18 protein-coding genes are annotated in these 17,461 nt (G+C 70.1%); 12 read left to right on the top strand and 6 right to left on the bottom strand.

The window, feature by feature from the left end; genetic code table 11:
* Positions 1 to 35: 35 nt before the first annotated feature.
* From ACQP2X_RS29330 to ACQP2X_RS29320, 3 genes are all read right to left on the bottom strand, one after another.
* Entirely contained in the window at positions 36 to 680 is a 645-nt protein-coding gene (locus ACQP2X_RS29330) for a LuxR C-terminal-related transcriptional regulator (RefSeq protein ID WP_498701074.1), read from the bottom strand.
* A 237-nt stretch (positions 681 to 917) separates the two neighbouring features.
* Complete coding sequence (locus ACQP2X_RS29325; RefSeq protein WP_498687309.1) at positions 918 to 1,682, bottom strand: hypothetical protein; 765 nt, start codon at positions 1,680 to 1,682, stop codon at positions 918 to 920.
* Between the two features lie 40 nt (positions 1,683 to 1,722).
* Complete coding sequence (locus ACQP2X_RS29320) at positions 1,723 to 2,721, bottom strand: RecB family exonuclease (RefSeq protein ID WP_498687308.1); 999 nt, start codon at positions 2,719 to 2,721, stop codon at positions 1,723 to 1,725.
* 55 nt (positions 2,722 to 2,776) lie between these two features.
* Here ACQP2X_RS29320 and ACQP2X_RS29315 point away from each other — a divergent pair, with 55 nt between their 5' ends.
* The 3 genes from ACQP2X_RS29315 to ACQP2X_RS29305 all read left to right on the top strand — a co-directional run bounded on the left by ACQP2X_RS29315 (position 2,777) and on the right by ACQP2X_RS29305 (position 5,581).
* A complete protein-coding gene (locus tag ACQP2X_RS29315; protein ID WP_498687306.1) occupies positions 2,777 to 3,931 on the top strand; it encodes a site-2 protease family protein in 1,155 nt (384 codons plus the stop codon).
* Entirely contained in the window at positions 3,928 to 4,920 is a 993-nt protein-coding gene (locus tag ACQP2X_RS29310) for a tRNA (adenine-N1)-methyltransferase (RefSeq protein WP_498687305.1), read from the top strand. The genes ACQP2X_RS29315 and ACQP2X_RS29310 overlap by 4 nt, the downstream gene beginning before the upstream one ends.
* 70 nt (positions 4,921 to 4,990) lie before the next feature.
* Positions 4,991 to 5,581, top strand: a complete 591-nt coding sequence (locus ACQP2X_RS29305; RefSeq protein ID WP_360254539.1) for a hypothetical protein — start codon at positions 4,991 to 4,993, stop codon at positions 5,579 to 5,581.
* 91 nt (positions 5,582 to 5,672) lie between these two features.
* On the opposite strand, the gene ACQP2X_RS29300 is transcribed toward ACQP2X_RS29305, so the two are convergent.
* Positions 5,673 to 5,966: a ferredoxin gene (locus tag ACQP2X_RS29300; RefSeq protein ID WP_498687304.1), complete on the bottom strand. Its 294-nt coding sequence runs from the start codon at positions 5,964 to 5,966 to the stop codon at positions 5,673 to 5,675.
* Positions 5,967 to 6,140: 174 nt separating this feature from the next.
* Between ACQP2X_RS29300 and arc the strand changes: the two genes are divergently transcribed.
* The 7 genes from arc (at position 6,141) to prcA (ending at position 13,463) form a co-directional block, all read left to right on the top strand.
* Positions 6,141 to 7,922 (top strand): proteasome ATPase, encoded by a 1,782-nt coding sequence (gene arc, locus ACQP2X_RS29295; RefSeq protein ID WP_498687303.1) that lies wholly within the window; start codon positions 6,141 to 6,143, stop codon positions 7,920 to 7,922.
* A 69-nt stretch (positions 7,923 to 7,991) separates the two neighbouring features.
* A complete protein-coding gene (locus tag ACQP2X_RS29290; RefSeq protein ID WP_498687302.1) occupies positions 7,992 to 9,218 on the top strand; it encodes an acyltransferase family protein in 1,227 nt (408 codons plus the stop codon).
* Positions 9,219 to 9,265: 47 nt separating this feature from the next.
* Positions 9,266 to 10,783 (top strand): depupylase/deamidase Dop, encoded by a 1,518-nt coding sequence (dop, locus tag ACQP2X_RS29285; protein ID WP_498687301.1) that lies wholly within the window; start codon positions 9,266 to 9,268, stop codon positions 10,781 to 10,783.
* Between the two features lie 99 nt (positions 10,784 to 10,882).
* Positions 10,883 to 11,098, top strand: coding sequence for a ubiquitin-like protein Pup (locus ACQP2X_RS29280; RefSeq protein WP_364668998.1), 216 nt, complete (start codon positions 10,883 to 10,885; stop codon positions 11,096 to 11,098).
* A gap of 66 nt (positions 11,099 to 11,164) precedes the next feature.
* A complete protein-coding gene (locus ACQP2X_RS29275) occupies positions 11,165 to 11,776 on the top strand; it encodes an endonuclease VII domain-containing protein (protein WP_498687299.1) in 612 nt (203 codons plus the stop codon).
* Positions 11,695 to 12,534 carry a proteasome subunit beta gene (gene prcB, locus ACQP2X_RS29270; protein ID WP_498687298.1) on the top strand — a complete coding sequence of 280 codons (840 nt, stop codon included), beginning with the start codon at positions 11,695 to 11,697 and terminating at the stop codon, positions 12,532 to 12,534. The genes ACQP2X_RS29275 and prcB overlap by 82 nt, the downstream gene beginning before the upstream one ends.
* Before the next feature lie 50 nt (positions 12,535 to 12,584).
* Positions 12,585 to 13,463 (top strand): proteasome subunit alpha, encoded by an 879-nt coding sequence (prcA, locus tag ACQP2X_RS29265; RefSeq protein ID WP_498687297.1) that lies wholly within the window; start codon positions 12,585 to 12,587, stop codon positions 13,461 to 13,463.
* Between the two features lie 60 nt (positions 13,464 to 13,523).
* Here prcA and ACQP2X_RS29260 read toward each other — a convergent pair whose 3' ends face one another.
* Entirely contained in the window at positions 13,524 to 14,441 is a 918-nt protein-coding gene (locus ACQP2X_RS29260; protein ID WP_498687295.1) for a dTDP-glucose 4,6-dehydratase, read from the bottom strand.
* The gene (locus ACQP2X_RS29255) at positions 14,438 to 15,337 is read right to left on the bottom strand and encodes an alpha/beta fold hydrolase (protein ID WP_498687293.1); all 900 of its coding nucleotides are present in this window, start codon (positions 15,335 to 15,337) and stop codon (positions 14,438 to 14,440) included. The genes ACQP2X_RS29260 and ACQP2X_RS29255 overlap by 4 nt, the downstream gene beginning before the upstream one ends.
* Positions 15,338 to 15,394: 57 nt before the next feature.
* Between ACQP2X_RS29255 and ACQP2X_RS29250 the strand changes: the two genes are divergently transcribed.
* Entirely contained in the window at positions 15,395 to 16,054 is a 660-nt protein-coding gene (locus ACQP2X_RS29250) for a TetR/AcrR family transcriptional regulator (protein ID WP_498687292.1), read from the top strand.
* A gap of 39 nt (positions 16,055 to 16,093) precedes the next feature.
* On the top strand, positions 16,094 to 17,452 hold the full coding sequence (gene pafA / locus ACQP2X_RS29245) for a Pup--protein ligase (RefSeq protein ID WP_203379869.1): 1,359 nt from the start codon (positions 16,094 to 16,096) through the stop codon (positions 17,450 to 17,452).
* Positions 17,453 to 17,461: the final 9 nt, after the last annotated feature.

The raw sequence follows: 17,461 nt of genomic DNA, 5'->3' as shown, positions 1-17,461 counted from the left end.
AGACCCGGCAGACCCTCAGTTCGTGACAGCGTGGGTCAGGCGCCCGGTTTGACCAGGCCCGTCTCGTAGGCGAGGACGACGGCCTGGGTGCGGTCGCGCAGGCGCAGCTTGGTCAGCACGTGACCGACGTGGGTCTTGATGGTGGTCTCGCTGACCCGCAGGGCGGCGGCGATCTCGGCGTTGGAGTGCCCGCGGGCGACGTGCACGAGAACCTCACGCTCGCGTTCGGTGAGCGCGTCGAGCTTGCCGGCGCTCGTGGTCTCGGGTGCCGGCAGCGCGTCGGCGACCCGGGCCAGAATCCGCGCCAGCACCGAGGGCGTGATGACCGCCCCGCCGGCGGCGACGGCCCGTACGGCCGCGATCAGCTCCGCACCCGGCACATCCTTGCTGAGAAAGCCGGCCGCCCCCGCCGCGACAGCGGCGAGCACGTCCTCGTCGGTGTCTCCGGCCGCCATGACCAGCACCCGCACGGGCAGCCCGGCCGAGGTGACCGCCCGGGTGACCCCGAGCCCGTCGACGCGAGGCAGCACCAGATCGGTGATCAGCACATCGGGCAGCAGCCGCCGCGCGAGATCGACTGCCTCGCCGCCGTCCCCCGCTTCCCCCGCCACCACGATCTCGGCCGCACTCGGGTCGGCCGAGGCCGCCGTGAGAACCATCCGGAGCCCCGACCGCTGCATGGGCGCCGCGTCAGCCACCAGAACCCGCAGCGGTCGCAGGGCGGTCACCGGCACTCCAGACCAACAGCGGCGTACATGGCGGCCACCCTAAGCGATCGCCATCACCCCGGGCGACGTCCACCCATGACGGCGACCCCCATCACCCACCGCCCCCGGCGGCGACCTCCAGCCATGACCGGCGGCCCCGTCACGCACCGACCCCGGTGGCGATCTCCAGCAGCCACGACCGGCGCACCGTCACGCACCGACTGCGGTGGCGACCTCCAGCCATGACCGGCGGCCCCCGTCACCCGCCGACCTCGGCGGCGACATGGTCACCTGCCCGGGCAGGCCGAAGGCTTCCCGGGCGATAGGCCACCAGTGCCGTTCCCCCAGCAGCACCGGAGCCTCCGCAGCGGCGATCCACGTGCCGGCCCCTTCAACCGGGACCAGGTCGGGATCCCGCGGCGTGAATACCGGGACATGCGCCAACGGCACCGGCAACCGGTAACTCTCGTCCGGCTCCGGAACGACATTGCGGACAAAACCGACGCACCGCGTGTCCACGCCACTCAGCGCAGTCTCGCCACCCAGCGCAGTCTCGCCGCCCGCCGCAGCTCTCCGGCCGGTGTCCGCCGCTCGGGACAGGCCGCCATCCCCGGCCCGCTCCCGCGCATGCCGATCGGGCCGCTCCCGCGCACGCCGGTCGGCCCGCTCCCGCGCATGCTGGCCGGCCCGGTCGCTAGCGGCGGCCGGCAGGTACCGCCCGGTCAGGCGGGACACACCCTCCATTGCCGACAATCCATCGAGGAGCAACGTCGGAATGTCGAACCCCTTGGGCGTCCGCACGCAGAACAGCTCACCGGCGCGGACAACGGCCAGGCGGACGATCACGGCCGGGGCCGGAACCTCCAGGTCGTCGCCGGCCCACACCTCGGCCGTGCTGCCCGCGGGCAGCCAAGCGGCGTCGGGCACGGACCGGATCAGGCGCGGTGGCCGGTGAGGGCGGGTGGAGTCGATCACGCGGTCATGGTGTCACCCGGTTTCCTGTGGGGGTCTCGTCTCAGGCCAGGCGGTCGTCGTCGGCCGGGGTGGGGTCGATCTGGAGGATGTCGGGAGTGGTGGGGAACGGGGGTGGTGTGCCGCCGAACTCGGGGCACAGCGCCTGGTGGTTGCACCAACCGCAGAGGCGGCTCGGCTTGGGGCGGAAGTCCTGGTCGCGCTTGGCCCGCTCGATGGCGGCGGACAGGGCGACCAGGGTGCGCTCGAAGCGTTCCAGCTCCTCGGCGTCCGGGCTGTAGTCGAGGGCCTCGGCGTCCTTGAGGTAGAGCAGGCGCAGGACGCGGGGGACCACGCCCTGGGTGCGCCACAGGACCAGGGCGTAGAACTTCAGCTGGAACAGCGCCCGGCCCTCGAAGGCCTCGCGCGGGGCACCGCCGGTCTTGTAGTCGACCACGCGCAGGTCGCCGGCGGGGGAGATGTCGAGGCGGTCGATGTATCCCCTGATCAGCAGCTCGTCGTCGATCAGGGTGGAGACCAGGCTCTCGCGCTGGGCCGGCTCGAGGCGGCGCGGGTCTTCGACCGCGAAGTAGCCGGGGAGCAGGGCCCGGGCGCTGTCGAGAAAACGGGCCAGCCGGGCGGCCTCGTCGGCCTCGGGCACGTCGACCAGCGCCGCCTGGCCGGTGGCGTCGGCCTCGGCGGCGACGGCGGCGGGGTCGGTCAGGCCGCGGGGTGGCTGGGTGGAGAGGATCTCGGCGGCCCGGGGCTCCTCGGCCAGGACGCGCTGCCAGGCCGGCTCGACCAGGCCGGCCGCGGCCTCGGGGGTGCGCTCGGCGGCGGGCAGGTCGAACAGGCTCTCCAGCACCGCGTGGACCAGCGTGCCCCGCACCTGGTCGGCCGACGGCTGCTCGGGCAGCTTGTCGATGGTGCGGAAGCGGAACAGCAGCGGGCACGTCTTGAAGTCGGCCGCCCGCGACGGCGACAGCGAAGGCCCGGCCGGCCGGTCGGTGGAGTCCCGGCGGGAGGAGCCGGGCGGGGGTGGGGAGACCGTGGGTGCTGTCATGTCCAAGAGGCTAGGGCAGGGGTACGACGAAAACCGACTCCGTAGCATCGACGGCGTGGACGAGAGCAGGACGACACCCAGGAACCGCCGCGGCGCACGGCCGGTGGGGCACGTCCTCGGCATCCCCGTCTTCGTGAACTCCTCGATGATCCTGCTCGCCGTGCTGGTCACCTATGTGTACGGCAACTACGTGCGCGACGGACTCGACCTGCCCGGCCCGGTGGCGTACCTGGTCGGCTTCGGTTTTGTGATCTGCCTGCTCGGCTCCGTGCTGCTGCACGAGCTGGGCCACGCGCTGACCGCCCGCCGGTTCGGCATCGGGGTGCGCGGCATCACGCTCGAGCTGCTCGGCGGCTGGACCGAGATGGACCGTGACGCGCCCACCCCGCGCGTCGACGCCCTGGTCAGCCTGGCCGGGCCGGCCGTGTCCCTGGTGCTCGGCGGGCTGGCCACCGCGGCCACGGTGGCGCTTCCGGACCGTACGACGGTGGGTCAGATCGCCTTTCAGCTCGCCGCCAGCAACATCCTGGTCGCGTTGTTCAACGTGCTGCCGGGTCTGCCGCTCGACGGCGGCCGGGCGCTGCGGGCGGGACTGTGGGCGCTGATCAAGGACCGGAACCGGGCCACCGAGGCCGCCGGATGGGCCGGGCGGGTCCTGGCCTTCGGCACCGGCATGGTCGCCCTGTGGTTCTACCAGCTGGGCACGCTGACCCTGTTCGGCATGCTGTTCGTCCTGCTCGTCGTCTTCACCCTCTGGCAGGGCGCCGGCCAGTCGATCCGGCTGGCCCGGATGACCCGCCGCTTCCCTCTCGTGAAACTGCGTGAGCTGGCCCGTCCGCTGCTCACCGTGCCGGCCGGCACCCCGCTCGGCGAGGCGCAGCGGCGCCGTTCGGAGGACCCGCGGCCGAACGTGGTGCTGGCCGTCTCGGACTCGGCCGGTAATCTCACCGCACTGGTCGACCCGGTCGCCGCCGAGCGGGTTCCCGTCGATCGCCGCCCGTGGGTGGCGGTGGACAGCGTGTCGCGCTCGCGTGACGCGGTGCCCGCGCTGCCGCTGGACCTCAGCGGCGAGCAGGTGGTGCGCGCCCTCCAGGCGCATCCCGCCGCGCAGTACGTGGTCATCTCCGGCGAGGATGTCGTCGGGGTGCTCCGCGTCGGCGACGTCGCCCAGGTGCTCGAACCCCGACGTCCCATTAAGCAACGGAAGTGAAAGACGCTGTGACCCTTACGCCTGAAGCCGTCGACACCGACTCGCTGCCCGCGCACCGCGGGCCGTTCCGGGAGGGCGATCGCGTCCAGCTCACGGACCCGAAGAACCGGATGCACACGATCGTGCTGCAAGCGGGCAAGGAGTTCCACACGCACCGGGGCGCGCTGGCCCACGACGCCCTGATCGGGCTGCCTGACGGCAGCGTGGTGACTTCGTCCGGTGGTACGGCCTATCTCGCGCTCCGCCCTCTCCTCAGCGACTATGTCCTGTCGATGCCGCGCGGCGCCCAGGTCATCTATCCCAAGGACGCGGCGCAGATCGTGGCCATGGGCGACGTCTTCCCGGGGGCCAAGGTGCTCGAGGCCGGCGTCGGCTCGGGGGCCCTGTCGATGTCGCTGCTGCGCGCCATCGGCACCTCCGGCGAGCTTCACTCGTACGAGCTGCGCGAGGACTTCGCCGCGATCGCCCGCAAGAATGTCGAGGCGTTCCTGGGCGGGCCGCACCCGGCCTGGCACGTGCACCACGGTGACGTGGCGACCAACACCGAGACCGGTTTCGACCGGATCATCCTGGACATGCTGACCCCGTGGGAGGCGCTCGACATGGTCGAGCGCTCGCTCATCCCGGGCGGGGTTTTCATCGGCTATGTGGCGACCACGCCGCAGATGTCCGAGTTGGTGGAGGCGCTGCGCGAGCGCGGCGGGTGGACCGAGCCGCGGGCCTGGGAGTCGCTGGTGCGCGACTGGCACGCCGAGGGCCTGGCCGTGCGCCCCGACCACCGGATGATCGCCCACACCGCGTTCCTGGTGTCGGCGCGCAAGCTCGCCCCGGGCGTCACCGCGCCGCCGCGGCGGCGCAAGCCGAGCAAGGGCGCCGAGGCGTACGCGCTGCGCCGGGCGGCCCAGGCCGCCCTGGCCGCCGCGGCCGTGGCCGAGATCGATGACACTCGCTCGGATGAGGAGAGCCCGGAAGCTGCCCCGGAGATGTGACGGCACCCACCCGGGTCGGGTAGCTTCCAAACGGCGACAGGACAGAACCGGGGAGGACTGGGTGGGCGCTATGAGCTCTCCGCCGTTCGGCGGCAGCAACGAGATGCCGGCGGTCTTCCCCGACTGGTCGCCCTACCAGGACCTCGACTCGGCCGCCCGGGCCTATCTGCGTGACCCCGAGGTGGCGCTCGACGCGCTCTTCGGGGTCCTGCGCGGCGCCTCGGTGCTCTGCTTCACTCTCGAACGCTTCGTCAACGAGGTGAACGGCGTCTGGCAGGAGGTCGTCATCTGTGACGGCAGCCGCCTGGTGCTGTGGCACGGTGAGGATGTGGCGCCCGGTGACGGGCCGGTCGGCTCGATGACCTCGTCGCTGCGGGTGGTGCCGCTGTCCACGGTGACCGAGGTGGGCTGCCGGCGGCGGCTCACCCGCACGTCCAACGGGCAGGCCCGGGTCGACAGCATCGACGTCTACCTGCTGTTGAGCTCGGTCGACGACGCGGTGCCGCCGCCCGGCATGGACGAGGGCGAGTCCCGGCAGACGATCCGGCACGACGCGCTGCGCTTCGGCAAGACCCTCGACGACGGCGGACCCGGACAAATCGCCCGACTTGAGGAGTTTTCGCGCGTCGTCGCCTCTCTGGTAGGACGGCCGACACTCTAAACTTCGGTTTCGGCCGTGTGACTTTTTCCGCGAATTCACGACTGAACCCCCGGGGTGTTAGGGGGCGGAAAACGGCCTTACGTAAAGAGTCTCAGGCGGCGTCGGGGCCGGCGATCTCGACATCGTCGGCGCGCCGCACGACGTGGATGCAGTCGCCGGGGCACTCCTTGGCCGAGTCGATCACTTCGAGCAGGAGCCGGGCCGGCACGGCCGTACGCTCACCGGGGGATTGCAGCAGCTCACCGGCGGTGTCCTTGACGTAGGCGAGTCCGTCGATGTCGAGTTCGAAGACCTCCGGCGCGTACTGCACACAGAGCCCGTCGCCGGTGCACAGGTCCTGATCGACCCAGACCTGCAGCTCCTCGTGACCGGTCTGTGCCGACACTCCGTACCTCCCACATGTAGCCCCCGCCGACCGTACCGGAACCGTCCGACAAGTCACTTGCGAGGACCAGCCGAATGGATCAAGACTCGGTGACGAGGGTGTTGCATGGGTCGAAATCCGGCCCGCAGCGGCTAGTGTTATCCCAAGACGTTCGAGCCCCCGGGGAGGTGGGACGTGGCACGCAGCGACGAGGCGGACAACCGCGCCGCACGTTGGGAAAAAGAGGCCAACGATCTCTCCAGCCAGGTCGCGTTCCTGCAGGAGGAACTCGCCCTTGTCAGGCGGAAGTTGACCGAAAGCCCACGACACGTCCGGCAGCTCGAGGAACGGCTTGCGGCGACGCAGGCGCAGCTGGCCCGAGTGACCGAGAACAACGACCGGCTCGTGGCGACCTTGAAGGAAGCCCGGGCCCAGATCGTCACTCTCAAGGAAGAGATTGACCGGCTCGCCCAGCCGCCCAGCGGCTACGGCGTATTCCTGGAACTGCACGAGGACGGCACCGTCGATGTCTTCACCGGCGGCCGCAAGCTCCGCGTGGCGGTCTCGCCGTCCCTGACGGTCGAAGACCTCCAAAAGGGCCAGGAAGTCCTGCTCAACGACGCCCTCAACGTGGTCGACGCCTTCGGCTTCGAGCGCACCGGTGAGGTCGTCACCCTCAAGGAGGTCCTCGCGGGCCCCGACGGGGAGCGCGGCGACCGGGCGCTGGTCGTCTCGCACGCCGACGAGGAGCGCATCGTCTCGCTCGCCGACTCGCTCGAGATCGGCAAGCTCCGCGCGGGCGATTCGCTGATGATCGAGCCGCGTTCGGCGTACGCCTACGAGCGGATCCCCAAGAGCGAGGTCGAGGAGCTCGTCCTCGAGGAGGTCCCCGACGTCGACTACACCGACATCGGTGGTCTGCACTCGCAGATCGAGCAGATCCGCGACGCGGTGGAGCTGCCGTTCCTGCACGCCGACCTGTTCCGGGAGCACCAGCTGCGCCCGCCGAAGGGCATCCTGCTCTACGGCCCGCCCGGCTGTGGCAAGACCCTGATCGCCAAGGCGGTGGCCAACTCGCTGGCCAAGAAGATCGCCGAGCGCCGGGGCGAGGAGAAGCACACCAGCTACTTCCTCAACATCAAGGGCCCGGAGCTGCTGAACAAGTACGTCGGTGAGACCGAGCGGCACATCCGCCTGGTCTTCCAGCGGGCCCGTGAGAAGGCCGGCGAGGGCACCCCGGTGATCGTGTTCTTCGACGAGATGGACTCGATCTTCCGGACCCGTGGCTCCGGTGTCTCCAGCGACGTGGAGAACACGATCGTTCCCCAGCTCCTCAGCGAGATCGACGGTGTCGAGGGCCTGGAGAACGTGATCGTGATCGGCGCCTCCAACCGCGAGGACATGATCGACCCGGCCATCCTGCGGCCGGGCCGGCTGGACGTCAAGATCAAGATCGAGCGCCCGGACGCCGAGGCGGCCAAGGACATCTTCGGCAAGTACATCCTGTCCGGCCTTCCGCTGAGCTCGGAAGACCTGGCCGAGCACGGCAACGACGCCGACGTCACGGTGGCCGCGATGATCGACGCCGTGGTCATGCGGATGTACACGGAGTCCGAGGAGAACCGCTTCCTGGAGGTCACCTACGCCAACGGTGACAAGGAGGTCCTGTACTTCAAGGACTTCAACTCCGGCGCGATGATCCAGAACATCGTGGACCGTGGCAAGAAGATGGCCATCAAGGAGTTCCTCACCTCCGGCAAGAAGGGGCTGCGCCTGCAGCACCTGCTCGACTCCTGCGTCGACGAGTTCCGCGAGAACGAGGACCTGCCCAACACGACGAACCCCGACGACTGGGCCCGCATCTCCGGCAAGAAGGGCGAGCGGATCGTCTACATCCGCACGCTCGTCTCCGGCGGCAAGGGCGCCGAGGCCGGCCGCTCCATCGAGACGGCCAGCAACACGGGTCAGTACCTGTAACGACGGCTTCAGGACGCGGGCCGGGGGTTTCCCCCGGCCCGCGTTGTCGTTCTCCCCATCATGAGACGCATGGCGTGGCTGGACGCGGTCAGGGGCTACGCCGCGCTGACGGTCGTCCTGTTCCACCTCAGCCCACAGCTGATCGGCGCCGAGCGCCACATGGCGATCTACCGGCAGATCGACCTGGGCAAGTACGCGGTGCTGCTGTTCTTTCTGGTCAGTGGGTACGTCATCCCGATGTCACTGGAGCGGCACGGCTCCCTGCGCCGGTTCTGGGCCGGTCGCCTGCTGCGGATCTATCCGGCCTACCTGGCCACCATCGCGCTGGTCGCGCTGCTGGTCACGGCCGGTCTCATGCGCTGGCAGGGCTCGCTGCGCACCGAGACGGTCACCGGCGTGCTCGCCCACGCGACGATGACCCCCGATCTGGCCGGCCTGCGCGGCGTGGTCCGGGTCTTCTGGACCCTGTCGTACGAGATGGTGTTCTACCTGATCGTCACGGGTCTGTACGCCTGGCGTCTGCACCGGCTGAGCGCCTGGTGGGCGGGCGGGCTGGCGGCGGTCGCGCTGGTGGGTGGTCCGTATCTGCCGGACGACCTGCTCGGGGGCACGTTCGCGCAGCGTCGCGTGCTCGCGGCCGTACTCCTCATTGTCTTTTCGCTGGTTGTCCTCGCCTGTCTGAAGCAGCGTCTGCTCAAAGTCGCCGGCGTTCTCGGCCTGGCCGTCGTGTTTGTGCCGGCGCTGAACGGGCATCCGACCGCCAACAGCACCGTCACGTCCTCGCAGCAGGCTCTGACGTTCCTGGCCGTCATGTTCGCCGGCACGGTCGTCTATCGGTGGCAGCACGGCCAGATCGGCCGCTTCGCGGGCCTCACGGCCCTGACGATGGTCACTCTGGCTCTGCTGGGTTCTCAAAGGACGTACGCCACGACGGGCGCTCTTGTCATCACGTTCCTTTTCGCATACGCCATGCGAAACCGGACCATGCCTCTCGTTTTGCCATGGCTCGGACAGATCAGCTACTCGCTGTATCTGCTGCACGTCGTCCTGCTCTTCCTCACGCTCCGGATCGTCCCGGACCTCGGGACGCAACCATGGCCCGTACGGCTGCTCGCAGGCGTTACGTACCTCACCGGAGCGATAGGACTGGCGTGGCTCTCGTACCGAATGGTGGAACATCCGGCCCAGGCCCTGGCCCGCAAGATCACTTCCGGCGGCTCGGAGAGGCCGATAACGGCCACCCAGCGTGCGCTGGCGGGCACGGGCCGGGGCGAGAACCAGCGCCAGAGCGTCTAGGCTCGGTACATGAGCAGCAGGGGCAGCACGGCGGGCGGGGTGGTCGCATGAGCGTTCGACGGATTATGGGCACCGAGGTCGAGTACGGCATCTCCGTCCCGGGGCAGCCCGGTGCCAACCCCATGGTCACCTCATCGCAGGTGGTAAATGCCTACGGCGCACGACCCGAGTTGAACCGCGGCGGCCGGGCCCGGTGGGACTACGAGGAAGAGTCGCCGTTGCGCGACGCACGCGGATTCACCTACTCCGGAGCCGCCTACGACCCCGCGGACGCCCTCGCCGACGAAGACCTCGGCCTGGCCAACGTGATACTGACCAACGGCGCCCGGCTCTACGTCGACCACGCGCACCCCGAGTACAGCACCCCCGAGTGCACCACCCCGCTCGACGTCGTCAAGTGGGACAAGGCCGGCGAGCGCGTCATGGCCGAGGCGTCCCGGCGGGCCGCCACCATCCCCGGCACCCACCGCATCCAGCTCTACAAGAACAACACCGACAACAAGGGCGCCTCGTACGGCTCGCACGAGAACTACCTCATGCGCCGGCAGACGCCGTTCGCCGACATCGTCGCCCACCTGACGCCGTTCTTCGTCACCCGGCAGATCTTCACCGGCGTCGGCCGCGTCGGCATCGGCCAGGACGGCTCCGGCTCCGGCTTCCAGATCTCCTCGCGGGCCGACTTCTTCGAGGTCGAGGTCGGACTCGAGACCACCCTGAAGCGGCCGATCATCAACACCCGCGACGAGCCGCACGCCGACGCCGACAAATACCGGCGCCTGCACGTCATCATCGGCGACGCCAACCTGTCCGAGATCGCCACCTACCTCAAGGTCGGCACCACGTCGCTGGTCCTCAACATGATCGAGGAGAAGGTCTTCAGCGGCGACCTCGGCATCGCCGACCCGGTCAGCGAGCTCAAGTCGGTCAGCCACGACCCGTCGCTCAAGCACATGATCCGGCTGCGCGACGGCCGCCGCCTCACGGCGCTCGACCTGCAGTGGGCGTACTACGAGCGGGCCCGCGCGTTCGTCGAGGAGCGCGAGGGCGACGACGCCGACGAGCAGACCCTCGACGTGCTCGACCGCTGGGAGGACGTGCTCGACAAGCTCGGCCGCGACCCGTTCGAGTGCGCCGACACCCTCGACTGGGTCGCCAAGCTGCGGCTGCTCGAGGGCTACCGTGAGCGCGAGGAGCTCAACTGGTCGTCGCCGAAACTCCAGCTCGTCGACCTCCAGTACTCCGACGTGCGCCCCGAGAAGGGCCTCTACCACCGGCTGGTCGCCCGCGGCTCGATGAAGACGCTGCTCGACCCGGCCGACGTGCAGCTGGCCATGTCCGAGCCGCCGGAGGACACCCGGGCCTACTTCCGCGGGCGCTGCCTGGCCCAGTACGCGTCCGAAGTGGTCGCGGCCAGCTGGGACTCGGTCATCTTCGACGTCGGGCGCGAGTCGCTGGTGCGGGTGCCGATGATGGAGCCCGAGCGCGGCACCAAGAAGCACGTGGGCGCGCTGTTCGACAAGTGCGAGAGCGCGAAGGACCTCCTGGAAGTCATCACCAGCCGCTGAGAAACACCAGCGGCCGCGGACGGTTTTTTGTCGTAACGGCGAGGTAGGTTTTAGCCACCCGATGTCGCGGGCTTCGGGTGGCTAGAAAGGTGGTACCCCATGGCAACTCGAGACACCGGCGGTCAGTCGCAGTCCGGCAAGGGCCGGCAGGACTCAGAGGTTGAGGACGTCACCACTGAGGCCAACCCGGAGGTAGCCGAGCGACACGCCGAAATCACCGAAGACGTAGACGACCTCCTCGACGAAATCGACTCCGTTCTCGAAGAGAACGCGGAAGAATTCGTGAGGGGATATGTGCAAAAAGGGGGACAGTGACCCAAAATGTCCGATTTACGGGGATCGGATGGTAAGCACTGCCCTCAATGCGGCCGAACGTTGCCGGTGAGCGAGTTTCACCGCAACGTTCGGCAGCGGGACGGACTGGCCTTCTACTGCAAGCAGTGCGCTGCTGAGCGGTCGGAGGCCAGCCGTCGTAAGCGCGGGATCAAAGAACAGCGGCGGTCGGCGGAGCCGGTGCCCGAGGGTTCGAAGTGGTGCCCGGACTGCGAGACGATCAAGCCGCTGGCTGAATTCGCCCGCACCAAAGCAAGCAAGAACGGCTATCACACGTATTGCCGCCTTTGTCACAACGCCCGAGGCCGCGAGACGAAGGAAAGGCTCTACGGCGGCAACCGCGAGTACCACCTGCGCCATCGGTACGGCATCACCGACGCCGATGCCAAGGAGATGCTGGCGGAGCAGGGTGGGGTGTGTGCGATCTGTGGCACGCCTGACCCTCAACACGTCGATCACGATCATCGCACTGGGTGGGTGCGCGGGATATTGTGCTTCAACTGCAACGGCGGGCTCGGGCAGTTCCGGGACAACCCTGTGTTCCTCGCCGAGGCGATCACGTATCTGAAAGGAACCACGTGGCAATGGACTTTGATCCATCCGGGCGTCTACCAGCGTTCTTTCAAAACTCGGGGACGTCGTCCTTCACGCAGTTCCTGACCCAGGCGGCGCCCGAGATGTTGCCGGGGCGCCGGCCCCTGCCGCCGGGAATGGCCGCTGACCTCGCGCCGCACGGAACGACGATCGTGGCCATCGCCACCGCCGAGGGCGTGGTCATGGGCGGCGACCGGCGGGCGACCATGGGCAACCTCATCGCCAGCCGCGACATCGAGAAGGTGCACCCCGCCGACTCGTACTCGCTGATCGGCATCGCCGGCACGGCCGGCATCGGCATCGAGCTGATGCGGCTGTTCCAGGTCGAGCTGGAGCACTACGAGAAGATCGAGGGCACCATGCTCTCGCTCGACGGCAAGGCGAACCGGCTGGCCGGTATGGTGCGCGGCAACCTGGGCGCGGCCATGCAGGGCCTCGCGGTGGTGCCGCTGTTCGCGGGCTTCGACCTGACGCCGTCCGACCCGGCCCGGGTGGGGCGCATCTTCAGCTTCGACGTGGCCGGCGGGCTCTACGAGGAGACCGGCTACGACTCGATCGGCTCCGGGTCGCTGTTCGCCAAGTCGGCGCTCAAGAAGAAGTACCGGCCCGGCATCAGCACCGACGACGCTGTCCGGCTGGCCGTCGAGGCGCTGTACGACGCGGCCGACGACGACACGGCGACGGGCGGGCCCGACCTGACCCGCAAGATCTTCCCGGTGGTGATGAGCGCGACGGCGAACGGTACGCACCGTCTGTCCGAGCAGGAGATCACCACGGTGGCCGAGCAGGTGGTCTCCGGCCGCATGGAGAACCCGGGCGGCTAGACGCCCGCCGACAAGAGCCCGCAGTCGACTTCATGAGGGAGTAGCCACCCGTGGCCATGCAGTTCTACGCATCACCCGAGCAGGTCCAGCGTGACCGCTCGGAGTACGCCCGCAAGGGCATCGCCCGCGGCCGCTCCGCCGTGGTGCTGACGTACGAGGGCGGCATCCTGCTGGTCGCCGAGAACATCACCACTCTCCGCAAGATCAGCGAGATCTACGACAAGATCGGCTTCGCCGCGGTGGGCCGGTACAACGAGTTCGAGAACCTGCGCCGGGCCGGCGTGCGGATGGCCGACCTCAACGGCTACAGCTACGACCGGCGCGACGTGACCGGGCGCGGGCTCGCGAACGCGTACACGCAGACGCTGGGCGCGATCTTCACCGAGACCCAGAAGCCGTACGAGGTGGAGATCTGCGTGGCGCAGGTCGGGTCCTCGCCCGAGACCGACGAGCTCTACCGGATCACGTACGACGGTTCGGTGATGGACGAGCCCGGCTTCATGGCCATGGGCGGGCAGGCCGAGGCCATCTCGAACGTGCTGCGCGAGCGGCACGACACGGCGGCCGACCTGCCGGCGGCGCTGGCCCTGGCGGCCGAGGCGCTGGGCAGCGTGGGCGGCGAGAACGGCGCCACCCGTCAGCTCACCACGAAGCAGCTCGAGGTGGCGGTCCTCGACCGGCGCCGCAAGGGCCGGGCGTTCCGCCGCATCGCCGGCGCGGCCTTGTCCACGCTGCTCGAGGGCGGCCAGGACGTGCCGGAGAAGGAGCTGGGCGACGTCGACGCCGCCCCGCCGAGCCCGGCCACCGACAAGCCGACCGTCTCGGCGGCCTCCGAGGAGGACGCGAAGGACAAGGCCGGCAAGGCGAAGGCGGACGAGCCGAAGGACCCGGCCGAGCCGGCCGACGGCGTCAACGGCGACGGATCCTGACGACGCTGGGGCGCGGCTGAGGTGCCGCGCCCCAACATCGCCGGGCGGCGGCTCACAGGGTCAGTCCACCTGAGGGCGCCACCAGTCCTCGTGGTCGCGGTACCAGCGGATCGTCGCGTCCAGGCCCGTCGTGAACTCCACCAGCGGCTGCCAGCCCAGCTCGGTGCGGATCTTGTCGTCGTCGAGGGCGTACCGCCGATCGGGCCCGGGCGGCGCGACGGTCACCCGGTTCGCCGGGGCGCCCATCGCGGCCAGCAGCATGTCGATCAGGGCGCGTTCGCTGAGCTCGGTGGACCCGCCCACGTGGTAGGTCGCCCCGGCCGTGCCCGACGTGGCCGCCAGCGCCATCGCGCGGCAGAGGTCGCCGACGTGCAGCCAGTCCCGGACCCGCTCCGGCTGGACGGCCACCGTGCGCCCGTCCAGAAGGGCCGTGACGGCCCCGGGGAGGGTCTCCGAGGGTCGCTGGTGGCTTCCGTACGTGGTCGCGGCTCGAACGGTCACGACCGGCAGCCCGTGCGTGCGGTGAAAGGCCGCCGCGAGCAGGTCCGCGCCGGCGATGAAGGCCGCGGCCGGGGTGGTGGGGGACAGCGGCGTGTCCTCGCCCGCCGCGTCCTCGGGGACCGATCCGAACACCGAGTCCGCCGACATGTGCACAAATCGGTCAACGCCCTGCCGGTGGGCGGCCTCCAGCAGCACCGCCGTGGCCAGGACGTGCTCCGGGCCGGGGGAGTAGGCGCAGTTCACGACCGTGTCGCATCCGCGCAGGGCCGGCCCGAGGAGCGCCTCGTCCCCCGGATGGAACTCCAGCCGCTTCGCGTGAGCGACCTCGTTGAGGTTGGCGAACGCCGCCCCGGCGTACAGAAGCTTGTCCAGCACCGTGACCGAAGCACCCTGCATCCCCGGCAGCCGATCGGCGAGGACGGCCCGCACGAAGTGCGAGCCGACGAACCCGGCGCCACCGGTGACCAGAACCTTCATCCTGCCCGCGAGTCTATGGCGAGCGCGCGGATCTCGCGGATCACCGCCGGCCACACCTCCCGCGGCAGGTCGTGTCCGACGCCCGGAAGCTCGACGTAGCGCGCGCCCGGCACCGACGCGGCGATGCGCCGGCCGGCCGAGGGGCGGCCCAGCGGATCGCGCTCGCCGTGCATCACGAGGGTGGGCACGCGCAGCTCACGCAGGCGCGGGCCGTGCCAGGAGGCGCTGGTCTGCCGGGCCTGGGCACGGCTGTCCCGCACGCCGCTGGGCAGCCCGGCGTCCAGTTCGCGCTCCACGCGCCGCCGGGCGTCCTCCTCGTCGAACGGGTAGACCGGCGACGCGACCGCCCGCAACAGGTCCATCCCGGCCGCCACGTCACCCGCGCGCCCGGCGGGATGGCGCATGCGGGCCAGCCGGGCCAGGAACGGCGGGCGCACGTAGCGCAGCACCCCGAGGCCCCGGGCGTCGCTGGGCACGGCGGCGTAGGTGGTCATGGTGAGGACCCGTTCCGGGTGGCGCAGCGCGGTCCGCTGGGCGACCAGGCCGCCCTGCGAGACGCCGAACAGATGGGCCCGCGGCCAGCCGAGCGCGTCGAGCACGGCGACGGTGTCGTCGGCCATGTCCTCGGCCGTGTAGGCGAGCGGCCGGCGGCGCAGCAGCCCGGACAGCGGGTCGGTGGCCGGGGCGCCGTCGAAGTGGGTGGAGCCGCCGGAGTCGCGGCCGTCGAACGACGCCACGTGGAAGCCGGCCTCGATCAGCCCGGCGACGAACCCGTCGGGCCAGTAGTAGCGGGAGACCCCCAGCCCCATGATCAGCAGCAGCGGGTCGCCGCCGGCGCCGCCGAGGTCGTCGACGGCCAGGTGCACGTCGCCGTTGTGCGCGGTGGACGAGGTCATCGCCGCCTCTTCTCATTCGGGAACGGTGTTCGCGAACGATGGTAGCTAAGCTGGGGCGTGACCGAAAGTGGAGTGCCGGTGTGGCTCCGGCCGAGGCGTACGGGCGTCGGGCGGCCCGCCGAGCGTTCGCGGGCCGAGGTGACCGCGGCCGCGATCGCCCTGGCCGACCGGGAGGGCCTGGCCGCCGTCACGATGCGCCGGGTCGCGGCCGAGCTGGGCACCGGGGCGGCGTCGCTCTACCGCTACGTCGACAGCCGGGACGACCTGCTCGACCTGATGACCGACGAGGTGGCGGCCGGATACGAGCTGCCCGAGCCGGGCGGGCCCTGGCTGCCGGGCCTGCTCGAGGTGAGCCGGCAGGCCCGCGAACTGATGCGGCGGCACGGCTGGCTGCCCGAACTGGTGCTCACCCGCTCGGCGCTCGGCCCGCACGGCGCCGACCTCCTCGAACACGTGCTGGCGGTCCTGGCCGGCCATCCGGCCACGGTGGGCCGCAAGCTCGAGGCGTACGCCGTGCTGACCACCCTCACCGCCGCCTTCGTCCTGAACGAGGCCGGCGCGGACGCGCGCCGGAGACAGGGCGCCTATCTCGCCCACGTCGTCGCCGAAGGACGGCACCCCCACCTGACGGCGGCGCTGACCGGTGGCCGGCCGGCGCCGGAGCCGCGCCTCGAGGACACGGTGTCGCGGGTTCTCGTTGGCCTGCTAGGGGTTTGATGGCTGCCATCGGGTGGCCGATGAGGCTAATGTTTCGTCATGGAACGGCGAATTTTCGGCCTCGAGACCGAGTACGGAGTCACGTGCACCTACCGGGGGCAGCGGCGGCTGTCTCCGGACGAAGTGGCTCGCTACCTGTTCCGCCGAGTGGTGTCCTGGGGACGCAGCAGCAACGTCTTTCTCCGTAACGGCGCCCGCCTCTACCTGGATGTCGGTTCCCACCCCGAGTACGCGACGCCCGAGTGCGACTCCGTCACCGATCTGGTCGCCCACGACCGGGCCGGCGAGCGGATCCTCGAGGGTCTTCTCGTCGACGCCGAGAAACGGCTGCACGACGAGGGGATCGCGGGCGAGATCTACCTGTTCAAGAACAACACCGACTCCGCCGGCAACTCGTACGGCTGCCACGAGAACTACCTCGTGTCGCGGCACGGCGAGTTCGGCCGGCTCGCCGACGTCCTGATCCCGTTCCTCGTGACCCGCCAGCTGATCTGCGGCGCCGGCAAGGTGCTCCAGACGCCGCGCGGGGCCGTGTTCTGCCTGTCGCAGCGCGCCGAGCACATCTGGGAGGGCGTCTCCAGCGCCACCACCCGGTCCCGGCCGATCATCAACACCCGTGACGAGCCGCACGCCGACGCCGAGCGCTACCGGCGCCTGCACGTGATCGTCGGCGACTCGAACATGAACGAGGTCACCACCCTGCTCAAGGTGGGCAGCGCCGACATCGTGCTCCGCATGATCGAGGCCGGCGTGGTCATGCGCGACCTGTCGCTGGAGAACCCGATCCGGGCCATCCGCGAGGTCAGCCACGACGTCACCGGCCGCCGCAAGATCCGCCTGGCCAACAACAAGGAGGTCAGCGCGCTCGAGATCCAGCAGGAATACCTGGCCAAGGCGACCGAGTTCGTCGAGCGCCGCGGCGGCGACCAGACCGCCAAGCGCGTCGTCGAGCTGTGGGGCCGGGTGCTCAACGCGATCGAGTCGGGCGACCTCGACCCGGTCTCCCGCGAGATCGACTGGGTCTCGAAATACAAGCTGATCGAGCGGTACCAGGCCAAGCACGAGATCCCGATGTCGCATCCGCGCATCGCCCAGCTCGACCTGGCCTACCACGACGTGCGCCGGGGCCGCGGCCTCTACGCGCTGATGGAGAAGCGCAAGCAGGTCGACCGCATCTCCAACGACCTGGAGATCTTCGAGGCCAAGGAGACGCCGCCGCAGACCACCCGGGCCCGCCTGCGCGGCGAGTTCATCCGCCACGCCCAGGAGAAGCGCCGCGACTTCACCGTCGACTGGGTGCACCTCAAGCTCAACGACCAGGCCCAGCGGACGGTCCTGTGCAAGGACCCCTTCCGGGCCTACGACGAGCGCGTGGAGCGCCTCATCGCCAGCATGTGACGGGGTTTA

Origin of the sequence: Actinoplanes sp. CA-131856, assembly GCF_050956135.1 — a bacterium.
Lineage (GTDB): Bacteria > Actinomycetota > Actinomycetes > Mycobacteriales > Micromonosporaceae > Actinoplanes.
Note: the sequence above shows the minus strand (reverse complement) of the source record. Positions and strands in the feature narration are given on the sequence as shown.